16 protein-coding genes are annotated in these 15,642 nt (G+C 69.7%); 11 read left to right on the plus strand and 5 right to left on the minus strand.

Translation table 11 applies throughout. The features are described 5' to 3' along the window. Positions 1 to 9: 9 nt before the first annotated feature. Entirely contained in the window at positions 10 to 1,143 is a 1,134-nt protein-coding gene (dnaN, locus tag QRX60_RS11525) for a DNA polymerase III subunit beta (RefSeq protein WP_286000763.1), read from the minus strand. 841 nt (positions 1,144 to 1,984) lie between these two features. Continuing rightward, entirely contained in the window at positions 1,985 to 3,595 is a 1,611-nt protein-coding gene (gene dnaA / locus QRX60_RS11530) for a chromosomal replication initiator protein DnaA (protein WP_286000764.1), read from the minus strand. A 574-nt stretch (positions 3,596 to 4,169) separates the two neighbouring features. Here dnaA and rpmH point away from each other — a divergent pair. The 10 genes from rpmH (at position 4,170) to QRX60_RS11580 (ending at position 11,036) form a co-directional block, all read left to right on the plus strand. After that, positions 4,170 to 4,313, plus strand: coding sequence for a 50S ribosomal protein L34 (rpmH, locus tag QRX60_RS11535; protein WP_003082934.1), 144 nt, complete (start codon positions 4,170 to 4,172; stop codon positions 4,311 to 4,313). Positions 4,314 to 4,334: 21 nt separating this feature from the next. Beyond that, on the plus strand, positions 4,335 to 4,769 hold the full coding sequence (gene rnpA, locus QRX60_RS11540; protein ID WP_286000765.1) for a ribonuclease P protein component: 435 nt from the start codon (positions 4,335 to 4,337) through the stop codon (positions 4,767 to 4,769). A gap of 5 nt (positions 4,770 to 4,774) precedes the next feature. Beyond that, the gene (gene yidD / locus QRX60_RS11545) at positions 4,775 to 5,116 is read left to right on the plus strand and encodes a membrane protein insertion efficiency factor YidD (protein ID WP_286000766.1); all 342 of its coding nucleotides are present in this window, start codon (positions 4,775 to 4,777) and stop codon (positions 5,114 to 5,116) included. A 5-nt stretch (positions 5,117 to 5,121) separates the two neighbouring features. Next, a complete protein-coding gene (gene yidC, locus QRX60_RS11550; RefSeq protein WP_286000767.1) occupies positions 5,122 to 6,252 on the plus strand; it encodes a membrane protein insertase YidC in 1,131 nt (376 codons plus the stop codon). Between the two features lie 30 nt (positions 6,253 to 6,282). Beyond that, the gene (locus QRX60_RS11555; RefSeq protein ID WP_286003561.1) at positions 6,283 to 6,843 is read left to right on the plus strand and encodes a Jag family protein; all 561 of its coding nucleotides are present in this window, start codon (positions 6,283 to 6,285) and stop codon (positions 6,841 to 6,843) included. A gap of 59 nt (positions 6,844 to 6,902) precedes the next feature. Next, entirely contained in the window at positions 6,903 to 7,439 is a 537-nt protein-coding gene (locus QRX60_RS11560) for a DUF6886 family protein (protein WP_286000768.1), read from the plus strand. A 202-nt stretch (positions 7,440 to 7,641) separates the two neighbouring features. Then, positions 7,642 to 8,325: a 16S rRNA (guanine(527)-N(7))-methyltransferase RsmG gene (gene rsmG, locus QRX60_RS11565; protein WP_286000769.1), complete on the plus strand. Its 684-nt coding sequence runs from the start codon at positions 7,642 to 7,644 to the stop codon at positions 8,323 to 8,325. A 77-nt stretch (positions 8,326 to 8,402) separates the two neighbouring features. Continuing rightward, positions 8,403 to 9,329 carry a ParA family protein gene (locus QRX60_RS11570; RefSeq protein WP_408630225.1) on the plus strand — a complete coding sequence of 309 codons (927 nt, stop codon included), beginning with the start codon at positions 8,403 to 8,405 and terminating at the stop codon, positions 9,327 to 9,329. Further along, positions 9,326 to 10,330, plus strand: coding sequence for a ParB/RepB/Spo0J family partition protein (locus tag QRX60_RS11575; RefSeq protein WP_286000771.1), 1,005 nt, complete (start codon positions 9,326 to 9,328; stop codon positions 10,328 to 10,330). The genes QRX60_RS11570 and QRX60_RS11575 overlap by 4 nt, the downstream gene beginning before the upstream one ends. Before the next feature lie 79 nt (positions 10,331 to 10,409). Next, positions 10,410 to 11,036: a hypothetical protein gene (locus tag QRX60_RS11580; RefSeq protein ID WP_286000772.1), complete on the plus strand. Its 627-nt coding sequence runs from the start codon at positions 10,410 to 10,412 to the stop codon at positions 11,034 to 11,036. A gap of 1 nt (position 11,037) precedes the next feature. Here the strand turns inward: QRX60_RS11580 and QRX60_RS11585 are convergent, their stop codons facing one another. Further along, entirely contained in the window at positions 11,038 to 11,982 is a 945-nt protein-coding gene (locus QRX60_RS11585; RefSeq protein ID WP_286000773.1) for a D-alanine--D-alanine ligase family protein, read from the minus strand. Between the two features lie 31 nt (positions 11,983 to 12,013). Then, positions 12,014 to 13,333: an aminotransferase-like domain-containing protein gene (locus tag QRX60_RS11590; protein ID WP_286000774.1), complete on the minus strand. Its 1,320-nt coding sequence runs from the start codon at positions 13,331 to 13,333 to the stop codon at positions 12,014 to 12,016. Positions 13,334 to 13,522: 189 nt separating this feature from the next. On the opposite strand from QRX60_RS11590, the gene QRX60_RS11595 reads away from it, so the two are divergent. Further along, complete coding sequence (locus tag QRX60_RS11595; RefSeq protein WP_284743442.1) at positions 13,523 to 14,167, plus strand: GNAT family N-acetyltransferase; 645 nt, start codon at positions 13,523 to 13,525, stop codon at positions 14,165 to 14,167. Positions 14,168 to 14,386: 219 nt separating this feature from the next. Here QRX60_RS11595 and QRX60_RS11600 read toward each other — a convergent pair whose 3' ends face one another. After that, complete coding sequence (locus QRX60_RS11600; protein WP_286000775.1) at positions 14,387 to 15,535, minus strand: N-acetylmuramoyl-L-alanine amidase; 1,149 nt, start codon at positions 15,533 to 15,535, stop codon at positions 14,387 to 14,389. Positions 15,536 to 15,642: the final 107 nt, after the last annotated feature.

Raw genomic sequence — 15,642 nt, forward strand, 5'->3', positions numbered from 1 at the left:
AGGTGCGGGTCAGCCCGGGAGGCGGACCGGCATCAGGAGGTAGAGGTAGCCGGGGACGACGTTGCCCTCGGGGTCGGCGGGCTTGATCAGCGCGGGCCGGTTCGGCGTCGTGAACGTCAGCTCCGCCCGGTCGCTGTGGAGCGCGCCGAGGCCGTCGACGAGGTAACCCGGGTTGAACGCGATGGTCACCGGCTCGCCTTCGTACTCGACCTGAAGCTCTTCTTCGGCGCTTCCCTCGTCGTCGCCGCCCGCGGACAACCGCAGCGTGTTGTCCCCGAACTCCAGTCGTACCTGAGTCCCCCGCTCCGCCACCAGTGAAACGCGCTTGATGCTCTCGGTGAGAGCGGACACGTCGATGACCGCGCGTGAGGTGTGCGACGCGGGCAGCAACTGGCGGTACGGCGGGAACTCCGCGTCGAGCAGGCGGGTCGTCGTGTAGCGCCCGGAACCGGACAGGCCGAGCAGGCCTTCGCCACTGGCGAGCGCGAGGCGGATCGTGGCGCCGCTCGCGCCGAGCGTCTTGGCGGCTTCGGCGAGGGTGCGCGCCGGGACGAGCACCGCGGCGTCGGCCAGGCCCTCGGCCGGCTGCCAGGTGAACTCGCGCATGGCGAGCCGGAACCGGTCGGTCGCGACGAGGGTCAGCGAGCTGCCGGAGATCTCGAGCCGCATGCCGGTGAGCATCGGCAGGGTGTCGTCCTTGCCCGCGGCGACGACGACCTGGGTGACGGCCTGGCCGAACGCGTCGCCGGCGAGCTCGCCCGCGAAGGCGGGCTGGGACGGCAGCTGCGGGTAGTCCTCGACCGGCATGGTCGGCAGGGAGAACCGCGCGCTGCCGCACGTGATGGTGGCGCGCGCGCCGTCGACGGAGATCTCGACCGGCTGCGCGGGCAGCGCCTTGGTGATGTCGGCGAGCAGGCGCCCGGAGACCAGCAAGCGGCCGCCGTCGGCGATCGTCGCCGGGACGCCGACCGTGGCGGAAACCTCGTAGTCGAAGCCCGAGACGGTCAGGGCGTCGGTGTCGCCGTCGGAACCGGCGTCGAGGAGCACACCGCCCAGCACCGGCACGGGAGGCCGGGAGGGGAGGCTTCTCGCCACCCACGCGACGGCGTCGGCGAGCCCGTCACGCTCGACGCGGATCTTCATGCGCGCATCCTTTCGACGACCGAGCCCCTGCGGCTCGGGCCAGGCCTCGCTCTGGCAGGGCAGTGACCGGCTGCCCCCTCCGGCCGGTCCGCCCTCCGCTCGAGCGGCCGGAGCACGGACCAGGTGCAGGCGTCCACGTTAGGCCGTCGCGGCGGCCCGCGTCACCTCGGGCTGCCCTTCGGTTTGTCGACATGACGACACGTTCTCGCGGCTGTCCCCAACTTCGTCCTCCGCCTGTTTTTATCTTTTTCTCTCTTAGAAGAGATCTAAAGGCAGTAGCAGTAGTAAGCGTTGTGGATTGTGTGGATTGAGCTCGTTCGTGCAGGTCGGAGCGGTCGCGGGCGTGTGGAGAACCGTGGTGGCAGTCCTGTGGGCAGATCGGGCCGTCCGTGGATGGATTCGGGCGACCCCCGATTCGTCCACAGCTGTCCCCAGTTGTCCCCACGGTTGTCCCCAGGTGTGGGGCGATCTGTACCCAGGGTCTGGGGGTGCGCGGAGGGGTCCGAACCCCTCTTCCGAGTGACTGCCCCGTCCTGTGCACACAATGTGGGCAACCTGTGGAATCAGCGTGGACAAGGGTGTGGATTCACTGTGGATCACCTGTGGGCGGGGTGTGGACGGATTCCGGGTCGTCGCTGATGGGAGATCCGTTGGCGCTGTGGGCAATCCGCCCACACCATGGGGAAACTTCCTTGTGTACAAACAATTTTCGCGAGTTTGCGAAGCGCGTGTACGCGGCTTCGCTGCTTCGCGTGCTTCGTGCGCTTCGGACAGTCCAAAGACGACAAAGGGCGTCCACAGCGCGTGGACGCCCCGAAGTCGTTGCGGGATAAGGGATGTGCTACTGGCGGGCGCGCTGCTTGATGCGCGACGTCAGCTCCTGCACCTGGTCGTAGATCCGCCGGCGCTCGGCCATCTCCTTGCGGATCTTCTTGTCCGCGTGCATGACCGTCGTGTGGTCGCGGCCGCCGAACGTCTGCCCGATCTTCGGGAGCGACATGTCGGTGAGCTCGCGGCAGAGGTACATCGCGATCTGGCGGGCGGTGGCGAGCGCCTTCGTCTTGCCGGGGCCGCACAGGTCGTCGAGCGTCACGTCGAAGAACTCGGAGATGACGCCCATGATGGTCGGCGCGGTGATCTCCGGGGCGTGCGAGTCGGGGATGAGGTCCCGCAGCACGATCTCCGCCAGGCCGGCGTCCACCGGCTGCTGGTTCAGCGACGCGAACGCGGTGACGCGGATGAGCGCGCCCTCGAGCTCCCGGATGTTCGCCTCGACGCGCGAGGCGATGAACTCCAGGACGTCGCCCGGCACCGCCAGCCTGTCCTGCGCCGCCTTCTTGCGGAGGATCGCGATGCGCGTCTCGAGCTCGGGCGGCTGGATGTCGGTGATCAGGCCCCACTCGAACCGCGTCCGCAGCCGGTCCTCCAGCGTCTCGAGGCGCTTGGGCGGCCGGTCGGAGCTGACGACGATCTGCTTGTTCGCGTTGTGGAGGGTGTTGAAGGTGTGGAAGAACTCTTCCTGCGTACCTTCCTTGCCCTCCAGGAACTGGATGTCGTCGACGAGGAGGATGTCTATGTCGCGGTAGCGCCGCTGGAACGCGACCTTGCGGTCGTCTCGCAGCGAGTTGATGAAGTCGTTCGTGAACTCTTCGGTCGAGACGTACCGGACGCGCATGCCCGGGAAGAGCCGTTGCGCGTAGTGGCCGACCGCGTGCAGCAGGTGCGTCTTGCCGAGCCCGGACTCACCCCAGATGAAGAGCGGGTTGTACGCGCGGGCCGGCGCTTCGGCGACGGCGACCGCGGCCGCGTGCGCGAAGCGGTTGGACGCACCGATGACGAAAGTGTCGAAGGTGTACTTCTCGTTCAGCTTCGTCTTCGACGTCTGCGGCTGCGCCGGCGCGGTGTAGGGCTGGCCGGCGATCGGCTGGCCGGAGAACGTCGGCCAGATCTCGTGGACGGCGGCGAGCGCTTCGCCCTCTTCGTCGACCTCTTCGTCCGTGTCGTCACCGTCGTCGGGCTTCGGCGCGACGGACTGGTGCGGGGGCAGCGGCGGCGTGGGCTCGGGACGCGGCGGCGGCAGCATCGGACCAGGCCCCGGCCGCGGGACGGGCGCCGGCTCCGGGCCGGCACCGTTTTCCACTCGGCCGGGTGACGGCACGTAGTGGGGGGCGGCGACGGGGGCGACCGTTTCGGTGCTGTCGACCTTCACCGCGAGCGAGATGGCGCGGCCGAGCCGCCGGGAGAGCGCGTCGGTGATCGCGCCGCGGAGCCCGCGTTCGATCGCTTCCTTCGCGAAGTCGCTGGGGGCCGCCAAGAGCGCGGTGCCGTCGAGCAGGCCGATCGGGCGGGTCACGCGCATCCAGGCGCGCTGCTGGGGGGACAGGGTCCCGTCGGACAGTTCGCGTACCACCTGTTCCCAGATGACGCCCAGATTGTGCTGGTGCTCCGACACCTGTTCGGCTCCCCTCCCCTCGTCGGCGTGGACGGCCGACGCCCCTGGTCACACGGTCCGGCGCACCTGCGCGGACCCGCGTGTGCATCGGCACAGCGAATATCCACATAGTTGTCCACAGCTGTGCACTAATGTACGGCGACCCGCGGCGACGCCACCTGCGGGCTCGTCGTACGCCGGTGGGCACTCCACCACCCGGATACTCGTGCACCTCGACCGGTGACCCGAGAGAGGCACGCTAACAAGCCCCGCCCGCTGCCACAAGGCATCCTGGGTCGCAAGCATTTCACGGTGTACGGCGTGTTGCCATTCGGTGCCCCGGCGTCGACGATCTCGGTGTCGCGGCTCGTCGCGGACCGTGGCCGAGGGGGTGCTTACCGGCCGCCCGACGGGGGTGCGTACCCTCGTAAGGTCTCCCGTATGCGACGGGTGCTATTCGCGTGCCCACGTTGTCGTCGCTCGTCGTGACGAGGCCACACGTTGGTAGGAGACACCAGAGACTGCCGTGCGCCCGCACGACACGCCAGGCGGAGGGAACCTTTCCTCCCGTCCGACGCGACACACAGGAGAAGCAGTGAGCAAGGGTAAGCGCACCTTCCAGCCGAACAACCGCCGCCGCGCGAAGACCCACGGGTTCCGCCTGCGCATGCGGACCCGCGCCGGCCGGGCCATCCTGGCGGGCCGCCGTCGCAAGGGCCGCGCCGCGCTGTCCGCCTGATCCGGCTCGTCGGGGCGCGCCGTGCTGCCGGCTGCCGCACGTCTGCGGCGGAGTGAGGACTTCCGCGTGGTTCTCCGTCGGGGGTCCAGGGCAGGCAGGCGTCGCCTCGTCGTCCACGCGCTGACCACGGACCCGTCCGGGGCCGTCGACGTTTCGTCGGCGGCCAGGGCGGGTTTTGTGGTGAGCAAGGCCGTCGGGAACTCGGTGGTCCGCCACCGGGTCACCCGCCGGTTGCGTCATCTCGTTTCGGCTCGGCTCGGAACCCTTCCCCCTGGCAGTGCGTTGGTCGTACGGGCATTGCCGCCGTCCGCGACCGCGTCCAGCGCGGAGCTCGGAGCCGATCTCGACGCCGCACTGCGTCGGCTGGGACTGTCGTCGTCGCGCCGTCCGGCCGGGGATGCCCCGCGCCCGACGCGTCCCGCGGACGCGGCCCCCGACCATGGATCAGCGGTGTGACCGGCATGCGAGCCACCCCCGAGCACGACTCAGCGCACGACCACTTCGATGACGGCGCTGCGGAGACCGCGTCCCCGCGGCCCGGCCCCGTCGCCTGGGTCCTGCTGCTCCCCATCAAGCTCTACCGCAAGGCGATCTCGCCCTTCCTCCCGCCGGCTTGCCGGTTCTACCCGAGCTGCAGCGCGTACGCAGTCGAAGCCCTGACGCGGCATGGCGCCGCCGGTGGCTCCTACCTCGCGCTGCGCCGGCTGCTGCGCTGCGGCCCGTGGACCCCGCCCGGCCGCGACCCGGTACCCGAGAAGTTCTCGTGGCGCTACCGCAGACCTGAAACACCGATCGAGGAGTAGCAGCAGTGCTCGATTTCATCTACTACCCCGTGTCCTTCATCCTCTGGTGTTGGCACAAGGTCTTCGGGTTCGTCTTCGGTGAAGCGACGGCGATCTCCTGGATCCTCGGCATCATCTTCCTGACGTTCACCGTCCGCGGCATCATGTTCAAGCCGTTCGTGAACCAGGTCCGGTCGATGAAGAAGATGCAGGACTTCGCGCCGGAGATGAAGAAGGTCCAGAAGAAGTACGCGAACGACCGGCAGCGCCAAGCGCAGGAGATGCAGAAGCTCCAGCGCGAGCACGGGGTCAACCCGCTCGGCAGCTGCCTGCCGATGCTGCTGCAGATCCCGGTGTTCATCGGTCTGAACTGGGTCCTGCGCGCCTTCACGATCCAGCCGAAGGACGGCAGCCCCAAGACCGAGAACTACTTCTTCAACCAGCACGACGTCCAGTCGTACGTCAACGCGAAGCTGTTCGGCGTCAACATCGGCGAGGCGATCCACAACGGCGTCACCGCGATCGGTGGCTCGGGTGCGTCGGGCTGGCACTGGAACGTGCTGCCGGTGGCGCTGCCGCTGATGATCGTCGCGTCCATCGCCACGCACCTCACCGCGCGGCACTCGGTGGCCCGGCAGAACGCCGCGTCGGCCACCCCGCAGACCGCGATCATGAACAAGCTGACGATGTACGTGTTCCCGCTCGGTGTGCTCGTCTTCGGTGCGCTGTTCCCGCTCGGCCTCCTCTTCTACTGGCTGGCGAACAACGGCTGGACCCTGATGCAGCAGCGCCTCGTCTACACGAAGATCGACAAGGAAGAGGCGGCCCGCAAGGCGGAGGCCGCCGAGAAGCGCGCGTCGCTCGGCCCGAAGCCGGGGCAGAAGCCGGCCGCGCCGAAGGTCGGCCAGAAGCCGGTCCAGCAGAAGAAGAACCAGTCCGCGCAGGGCGGCTCGCAGAAGAAGGTCACGAAGGCCGGCTCGGCGCACGGCTTCGCCCAGACCTCCGCTGCGCAGGCCTCGGCCGCGAGCGAGTCCGCGAAGGCGGCTGACCAGACCCCGGCCGACACCAACGGCCAGAACGGCTCGAAGGACAACGGCACGGGCGTGCCGGGCCTTCTCAAAGACTCGACCAGGAAGTCGGGCCGGAAGCGCCGCTGAGGCGCGACCGGTTCGGAGAGGAGACGAATGATGTCGGAGACGATCGACACGATCGACACCGATCAGGACGACGTGACCCCGGAGCCGGCCGCCGACGAGGCGGGTGAGCAGAAGGCGGGAAGTGGCGACGACGTCCTCGTGCAGGAGGGTGACATCGCCGGTGACTACCTCGAGCGGCTGCTCGATCTGCTCGACTACGACGGCGACATCGACTTGGACGTCGAAGCGGGCCGCGCGATCGTGAGCATCGACGGCGGGGAAGACCTCGAGAAGCTCGTCGGTCCCCGCGGCACGGTGCTCGAGGCGCTGCAGGAGCTGACCCGCCTGGCGGTCCAGCAGGAGACCGGATCCCGCAGCCGGCTGATGCTGGACATCGCGGGCTGGCGCGCGGACCGCCGGGAGGAGCTGCGGGAGCTCGGCCGCTCGACGGCGGAGTCGGTCCTGCAGAGCGGCGAGCGGGTGCGGCTGCAGCCGATGAGCCCGTTCGAGCGCAAGGTGGTCCACGACGCGGTGGCGACCGTCGAAGGTGTCACGAGCGAGAGCGAGGGCGAGGACCCGAAGCGCCGCGTGGTGATCTTCCCGGAGTCCTGAGCTCGGTTCCGGAAGCGGCCCCACTTGACTCGGTCAGGTGGGGCCGCTTTTTTGTTCCCATGCGCCCGGCGCCCGGCGAGGTAGTCCACTTCTCGGAAGACCCGACGATCACCCGCTTCGAACCCCACGTGGCCGCGACGGCTCAGCAGCCGGAGGCGTACGTCTGGGCGGTCGACACGGGGCGGGCACCCGACTACTGGTTCCCGCGGCAGTGCCCGCGCGCGATGGCTTGGGTGGTCCCGGCGACGACCGAGGCGGACCGCTCGTCGCTCGGTGCGGCCCGGGTGCACGCGATCGAGTACGGCTGGCTCGCGGCGATGCGATCGGTGCGGTTGTACGCGTACCGGTTCGCCGCGTCGCCCTTCCGCCCGTTCGGTGCGCACGCCCACGCGATGGTGGCGACCAAGCCGGCCTCGCCGCCCGGCCCGCCGGAACCGGTGGGTGATCTGCTCGCGCTCCACGCCGACGCGGGGATCGAGCTGAGGGTGCTGGGGAACCTGTGGGGGTTCGTCGACGCGGTGTCGAGGAGCTCGCTCGGCTTCAGCGGCATCCGGCTGCAGAACGCCCGGCCGCGTCCCGGGGAATTACACCCGTGATGTTTCACGTGGAACTGGGCTCGCTGGGGACGGCCGAGACCGGACCGCAGCGACGGTGTTTCACGTGGAACCGTCCGCTCGGCACGTCTGGCCGAGTGGAGTTGTCCACATCTGCGGTCTGTCGGCTCGTTTTAGCTCCGACATCGGGGACAATCGACGGAGCGCGGTTTCACGTGAAACCCGCGGACGAGGAGTAGACGGAGTGAGCTTGGATCAGGCCGCGGTGGCGGTGCGCGCCGCGGCGGAGCGAGTGTTCGGTGAGCGCGTGGACCAAGCCGCTGGGTACGTCGAACTCCTGGAGTGCCACGGAGTCGAGCGCGGGCTGATCGGGCCGCGGGAGGTCGAGCGGCTGTGGGAGCGGCACGTCCTCAACTCGGCCGTCATCGGAGAGCAGATGCCCGAAGGGGCCCGCGTCGTCGATGTCGGGTCGGGTGCCGGGCTTCCGGGAGTACCGCTCGCGATCGCGCGACCGGACCTCGATATCGTCTTGCTCGAACCGATGGCCCGCCGGGTGGACTGGCTGGCCGAGGTGGCCGAGAAGCTGGAACTCCCGATCACCATCGTCCGTGGACGCGCGGAGGAGCGGCCTGTGCGTGAGCAGCTCGGTGACGCGGACATCGTCACCGCTCGCGCGGTCGCCCCGCTCGCCCGGCTTGCGGACTGGTGCCTGCCGCTCGTCCGTCCCGACGGCTTCCTGGTCGCCCTCAAGGGCGCCAGCGCGGCGGACGAAATCCAGCGGGACGGTGCCGCCATTCGCAAGGCCGGCGGGGCCGACCCACTGATTGTCGAATGCGGTGCCGCAGTACTAGAGGTCCCCAGCACGGTCGTGAAGATCCGTCGCCTCCCGACGGCAGTCAAGCCGAAGGCGCGGAGCAGGAAGCGTTAACGGGCCGCGGTGTTCCACGTGAAACGACGCGACTCGACCACCGACCAGACGTCTATATGGAGGAGGTGTCGAGACCGGTGAATCCCCCGCCGTCCGACTCCACGGAGACCACGCCCGACGTGGGCTGGACCCCGATCGCCGAAGAAGCCGCCCGCGCCGCGCGTCTGCTGCACCCGGAGGAAGGGACGCTCCCGCGTCCCGGCCGCCGTCGTGTGCTGACCGTCGCCAACCAGAAGGGCGGCGTCGGCAAGACCACGAGCACGGTCAACCTCGCCGCCGCGCTCGCCGTCCACGGGCTCAAGACGCTCGTCGTCGACCTCGACCCGCAGGGCAACGCGAGCACCGCGCTCGACGTCGACCACCGGTCCGGGACCCCGTCCATCTACGAGGTGCTGATCGGCGAGGTGACGCTCGCGGACGCCGCCCAGCCGACCGAGCAGTCCCCCAACCTCTTCTGCGTCCCCGCGACGATCGACCTCGCCGGCGCCGAGATCGAGCTCGTCTCGATGGCGTCCCGCGAGTCCCGGCTCAAGGAGGCCATCTCCTCGGAGATCCTCGACGAGATCGGTGTCGACTACGTCTTCATCGACTGCCCGCCCTCGCTCGGGCTGCTGACGGTCAACGCGATGGTCGCCGCGCAGGAGGTGCTCATCCCGATCCAGTGCGAGTACTACGCGCTGGAAGGGCTCGGGCAGCTGCTGAGCAACATCGAACTCGTGCAGCAGCACCTCAACCGCGAGCTCCGCGTCTCGACGATCCTCCTCACCATGTACGACGGCCGGACCAAGCTGGCCGACCAGGTGACGAACGAGGTGCGGAACCACTTCGGCGACACGGTCCTCAAGACGGTCATCCCCCGCAGCGTGAAGGTCTCCGAGGCGCCCGGGTACGGCCAGACCGTCCTCGCATACGATCCCGGTTCGCGCGGTGCGATGAGCTACGTCGACGCGGCGAAGGAGATCGCCGAGCGTGGCGCACAGTTGGAGAAGGGTAGTTCTACATGACCGAGCGCAGAGGAGGGCTGGGGCGCGGCCTCGCCGCTCTCATCCCGACCGGACCCACCGGTGGTGGCGGTCCCCTGCCCGCCCCCGCCGACGCCACGGCGGCGGAGAAGAAGGCGGCCGAGGACAAGGGCTGGTTCGCGGCGAACGGTCAGGCGAAGACGCACGGGGGCGAGGTCGCCGGCGCGGTCTACCGCGAGATCCCGATCAGCTCGATCAAGCCGAACCCGAAGCAGCCGCGCCAGGTCTTCGACGAAGACGCGCTCTCCGAACTCGAGCATTCGATTCGCGAGTTCGGGCTCATGCAGCCCATCGTCGTCCGCGAGCTCGGGGGCGACGAGTACGAGCTCGTCATGGGCGAGCGGCGGCTGCGCGCGTCGCAGCAGGCGGACCTCGAAGCGATCCCGGCGATCGTCCGGCAGACCGCCGACGAGTCGATGCTGCGCGACGCGCTCCTGGAGAACATCCACCGCGTCCAGCTGAACCCGCTCGAAGAAGCAGCGGCGTACCAGCAGCTGCTCGACGAGTTCGCCGTCACGCACGAGGAGCTGGCGAGCCGGATCGGCCGCAGCCGGCCGGTCATCACCAACACGATCCGGCTCCTCAAGCTCCCCCTGCCGGTGCAGCGCCGGGTGGCCGCGGGCGTCCTGTCCGCCGGCCACGCCCGCGCGCTGCTCTCGCTGGAGGACGCCGAGAGCCAGGAAGAGCTCGCCGCCCGCATCATCGCGGAAGGCATGTCGGTCCGGGCGACCGAGGAAGCCGTCACGCTCAAGAAGAGCGAGAAGCCGGCCAAGCCGAAGCCCGCCGCGCGCAAGCCGATCCAGGCGCCGGGGTTGCAGGAGCTCGCGAACCGCCTCTCGGACCGGTTCGACACCCGGGTGAAGGTCGACCTCGGCCGCCGCAAGGGCCGGATCACACTCGAGTTCGGCTCGGTCGACGACCTCGAACGCATCGTCGCGATCATCGACGCGAATGGGGCGAATCAGACACCGAATTCCGATTAGGGATCACCCCGGGGTGTTTCGTCACGGTGATGATTGCTGAGTGATCATGCGATCGCGACGCTGAGCAACGGGGGGAAGCGTGTGGGATCCGACCGGAACACTCGGCCGCGCGCTCTGGATCGGAGGTGGGCAGTGGGCCGGCAAGTCGACGGTCGCCCGGCTGCTCGCCGTCCGGCACGGGCTGACGGCGTACCACTACGACTACCACGACGCGCGCGGCCACTTCGATCGCCGGCTCGCCCGGGGTGCCCCCGTCGAGCGCGATCCGGAGAAGAACTGGGTTCGCCGCACGCCGGAGAAGATGGCGGCTGACGCGCGCGAGATCTTTGCACTGCGGTTCGAGTGGACGCTCGACGATCTGCGTGCCCTCGACTCGCCGCGACCGCTGATCGCCGAGGGGTGGGGTCTGCGTCCGGAGTTCGTCGTGCCGCTGCTCGACTCGCCGCGCCGGATGATCGTCATGGTGCCGAGCGAAGAGTTCCGGCTGCACCAGGCGGCCACGCTGCCGCGGGCCGGCTCGGTCTCCCGCGAAGTCAGCGATCCGGATCGCGCGCAGCGGAACCGGATCGCGCGGGATCGGCTGCTCGCGCAGGACGCCGTCGCCCAGGCGCGAGAACTCGGGGTCCGGGTGCTGGAGGTCGACGGGTCCCGGAAAACAGAAGAAGTGGCCGACCAGGTGGCCGACCACTTCCGTCCGTACCTCTGATTCAGCGGGAGATCGCGCGGCCGATCAGTTCGGCGAACACCGTGCCGAGCGACTTGCCCGCCGCCTCGATGGCCATCGGCACCGTCGATGTCTCCGTGAGCCCCGGTGACGGGTTCACTTCGAGGAAGTGCACCGTGCCGCCCGCGGTGACGATCGCGTCCGTCCGCGAGATGTCCCGCAGCCCGAGGACGCGGTGGGCGGCGACGGCGAGTTCGGCCGCCGCCTTCTCCGCCGCGTCGTCGAGGCGGGCCGGGGTGAAGAAGTCCGTCAGGCCGGCGGTGTAGCGGGCCGTGTAGTCGTACACGCCGCTCTCCGGGACGATCTCGACCGCGGGGAGGGCCTCGGGGCCGTTCTCCCCCTCGATGACCGTCACGGCCACCTCGACGCCGTCCACGAACCGCTCGGCGAGCACCGTGTCGCCGTACGCGAAGCAGCCGACCATCGCCGCCGGCAGTTCCGCGGCCTCGCGGACCACCTGGGTGCCGAGCGCCGAGCCGCCCTGGTCGGGCTTGAGGATCAGCGGCAGGCCGAGCCGCTCCACCATCGCGTCGAGCACCGCCTGGGCGCCGAGCTCGCGGAACGTGCTGTGCGGCAGCACCACCCAGCCCGGCGTCGTGAACCCGGCGTTCTCGATCAGCGCCTTCGCGGTCGGCTTGTCCCACGCGCGGCGGCAGCCCTGGGAGCCGGTGCCGACGAACGGCACGTCCAGCATCTCCAGCACCGTCTGCACCGAGCCGTTCTCACCCTCGCCGCCGTGCAGCGCGACGACCACCGCGTCCGGGCGCTGGGTGCGCAGGCGTTCCAGCAGCCCCGCGTCGGTGTCCCACTCCTCGATGCCGAGGCCTTCGGACTTGAGCGCCGCGGAGAGCCGCCGCCCGGACCTCAGCGAGACGTCGCGTTCGTGCGAGAGCCCGCCGGCGAGCACGGCAACGGTACGGTCGACCACCGTGGAAACTCCTTAGCTGGATAAAGAAAATTCAGACCGTGTCGGGGGACGGGTTCTGCGGCCCCTGGATCTGGCGCGCGCTCACGTTACCGAAGGTGCGCGCCAGGTCCATTTCGGACTCCAGCACGGCGGCCAGCCGCCGGACGCCCTCGCGGATCCGCTCCGGCGTCGGATAGCAGTAGGACAGCCGCATCTGGCGGCTGCCGAAACCGTCGGCGTAGAAGCCGGTTCCGGACGCGTACGCCACCCGTGCGGTCACCGCCCGCGGCAGCATCGCCTTCGTGTCGACGCCCTCCGGCACCGTCACCCAGACGTAGAACCCGCCGTCCGGCTTGGTCCAGGAGCACCCCGGGGGCAGGTGCTGGTCGAGCGCGGACAGGATCGCGTCGCGCCGCTCGCGGTAGTTCTCGCGGAACTTCTTGATCTGGCCCTTCCAGTCGTGCGTGGCCAGGTAGCGCGACACGATCATCTGGTTGAACGTCGGCGGGCACAGCGTCGCCGACTCCGCGGCCAGGACGAGCTTTTCGCGCACGGCGTGCGGCGCGAGCACCCAGCCGACCCGCAGGCCGGAGGCGAACGTCTTCGAGAACGAGCCGAGGTACACGACGTTGTCGGGGTCGGTCGAGCGCAGCGCCGGGTAGGTCTGGCCGTCGAACCCGAGCAACCCGTAGGGGTTGTCTTCGACGACGAGGACGCCGTGGGTGCGGCAGATCTCGAGGATCTCCGCGCGGCGCTCGACGGCCAGCGTGACGCCGGCGGGGTTGTGGAAGTTCGGGATCGTGTACAGGAACTTGACCCGGCGGCCGGCCTTCTCCGTCCGGTCGAGCGCCTCGCGCAGGAGCTCCGGCACCAGGCCGTGGTCGTCCATCTCCACGTGCACGACCTGCGCCTGGTAGGCGGCGAACGAGCCCAGCGCGCCGACGTACGACGGGCCTTCGGCGATCACGACGTCGCCCGGGTCGCAGAACAGGCGCGTGACCATGTCCAGGCCCATCTGGGAGCCGACGGTCACGACGACGTCGTCCGGGTGTGCCTTGATGCCCTCGAGGGCCATGATTTCGCAGATCTGCTCGCGCAGCACCGGAACGCCGTGCGCCGAGCCGTACTGCAGGGCGACGAGCCCGTCCTCGGAGATGATCTCCGCCACCTGCGCCGACAGCGTGTCGAGCGGGAGCGCCGCCAGGTTCGGCATGCCGCCGGCCAGCGAGACCACCTCGGGCCGGCTGGCCACCGCGAACAGCGCCCGGATCTCGGAAGCGGTCATCCCGGCGGTGCGCGCGGCGTACCGCTCGAGGTGCGGGTCGAGGTTCTGGCGGCCGCTGTGCGGCTTGCTGGGGCGGTTCTCGGTCATCGACGATTCACCCGGGGCTCGATGGATAGATCCCATCGAGTGTAACCGGGCACCCATCGGGGACCCCTGGCCTTTCGGTGCTTGTCACATCGGCCTATCCTCGACCATGGCTCCCGTGTTCGTGCTGTTCCACCGCGCGGCTTGACGACCCGGGCAGCCGGTCGGGAGCGCAGGTCAGGGAGGTCGCGGGTGTCGCGTCGCGTCGTGGGCGTCACACTGGACAACCTGGAGCACCTGCCGAAGAGCTGCCGCAGGTGCGTTTACTGGGAGCTGGCCCCGCACCTGAAGAACCAGGCCGAGGAGTTCGGCGCCACCGAGGTCGAGAAAGAAGCCTGGGTTTCGAGCGTCCTGCTCGAGTGGGGGTCCTGCGGCCGCATCGTCTACAGCGACACGCTGCCGGTCGGGTTCGTGCTGTACGCCCCGCCGAACGCCGTCCCGCGCTCGCTGGCCTTCCCGACGTCCCCGCCGAGCGCGGACGCAGTCCTGCTGACGGCGTTCCAGGTGCTCCCGGAGTTCCGCGGCGGCGGCCTCGGCCGGATGCTGGTCCAGGCGGTCGCCAAGGACCTGACGAAGCGCGGCGTGCGTGCGATCGAGGCGTTCGGCGACGCGCGTCCCGAGGAGTCGGACCCGGACGGCGGCCACAGCTGCGTGCTGCCGGCGGCGTTCCTGCAGAGCGTGGGCTTCAAGACGGTCCGTCCGCACCAGAAGTGGCCGCGCCTGCGCCTGGAGCTGCGCTCGGCGATCACCTGGAAGGAAGACGTCGAAGCGGCGCTGGAACGGCTGCTCGGCCAGGTGACGATCACCACGGCCGAGCCGAGCCTCGGGCGCGCCTGACCTCTCCGCAAACGTTTGCGCCGGTGTTTCGACCTGTCCGAAACGCCGGTTTCCGCCGCGTGTTCACAACTGTGGAAGAAGTGCCGAGTTATCCACAGAGCGCTGATAGGAGCGGTGGAAAAGCTGTGGAGAACTGCCCGAAAACCTGGGGACGCACGCGCAGCGTCCCCAGGTGTGGTGGGACAGGTGAAGGTGGACCGCTAGCGGTTGTGGTCGGGCCTATTCGGCCTTCGCCAGCTCGTGCGCCAGGACGTCGGCGAACGTGAACGTTCCCGTCGGCTGGTCGCCTTCGCCGAGCAGGTACAGGCGCTTGACGGCGATCAGGATGCCCTCCGCGACGATGTCGCGGAACGCCGGGTCGCCCAGCTTGCGGGCGTCGTCCGGGTTCGTCAGGTAGCCGATCTCGACCCGGACCGCCGGGCAGCGGGTGCGGGTGAAGATGTCCCACGACTTGTAGTGCGTGCGGCAGTCCAGCATGCCCGTGCGGGCCGCGACCTCGCGCTGGATGAAGCCGGCCAGCAGCTCGCCCACTGTCGACGTCGTGCCGTTGCCGGTGCCGAAGTGGAAGCTCGCGACACCCTGCGCGCGCGGCGAGGGGTTCTTGTCGCTGTGCAGCGAGAGGAACAGGTCGGCGCCCGCGTCGTTCGCGAACCTGGCGCGCTCGAGCTCCGTCGGGCTGTGGTTCGGGCCGCGGGAGATCAGCGCTTCCATGCCCGTGGCCTTCATCCGGCCTTCGAGACGGCGGGCGAGGTCCCACGCGATGTCGGCCTCACGGAGACCGCCGGCGACCACGCCGAGGTCGTCGCCGCCGTGGCCGGGGTCGATCACGATGCGCTTGCCGCGCAGGCGCGGGCCGGCCTGGCGCACCTGCTCCTGCTCGCGCAGGAACACGGGGCGGCCGCCCCGGGCCCGCGGCGAGGACAGGCGGTGCAGCTCGCGGATGGTCGCCGGGCCGCACATGCCGTCCGGCGTCAGGCGCATGTCGCGCTGGAACGTCTTGAGCGCGCGCTCGGTCGCCGGGCCGAAGTACCCGTCCGGGCGGCCGGCGTCGAAGCCCAGCTCCGTGAGCCGCTCCTGCAGCGTGAAGACGTCGTCGCCGTGCACCGGGGACGCGATCATGTAGGACAGCGGGCGGCTGCCCAGGTGGTAGCTGGCGCCCTTGAGCGCCTGGAAGGTCGCCGGACCCACGATGCCGTCGGTCATCAGCCCACGGCGCTGCTGGAAGGCACGGACGGCGTGCTCGACGGCCACGTCGAACGTGTCGTAGTCGTCGGTACCGGTGACCGGCGGGAGCAGGTCCATCCCGGCCAGGATGGACCTGATCTCGGCGACGTCCGGACCGGCGTCACCGCGGCGGAGTACCCGCATGCACTCCTCGCTCTTCCTAGGGCACCGATTCGGGGGCTCGGTGCGTGGCAAGAAAACCTTCGCTGGGACGGGCCCAGGTCCTCTATTGTGCCCTGCCAACTCTCGGT

Origin of the sequence: Amycolatopsis mongoliensis (assembly GCF_030285665.1) — a bacterium.
Taxonomy (GTDB): Bacteria; Actinomycetota; Actinomycetes; order Mycobacteriales; family Pseudonocardiaceae; genus Amycolatopsis; species Amycolatopsis mongoliensis.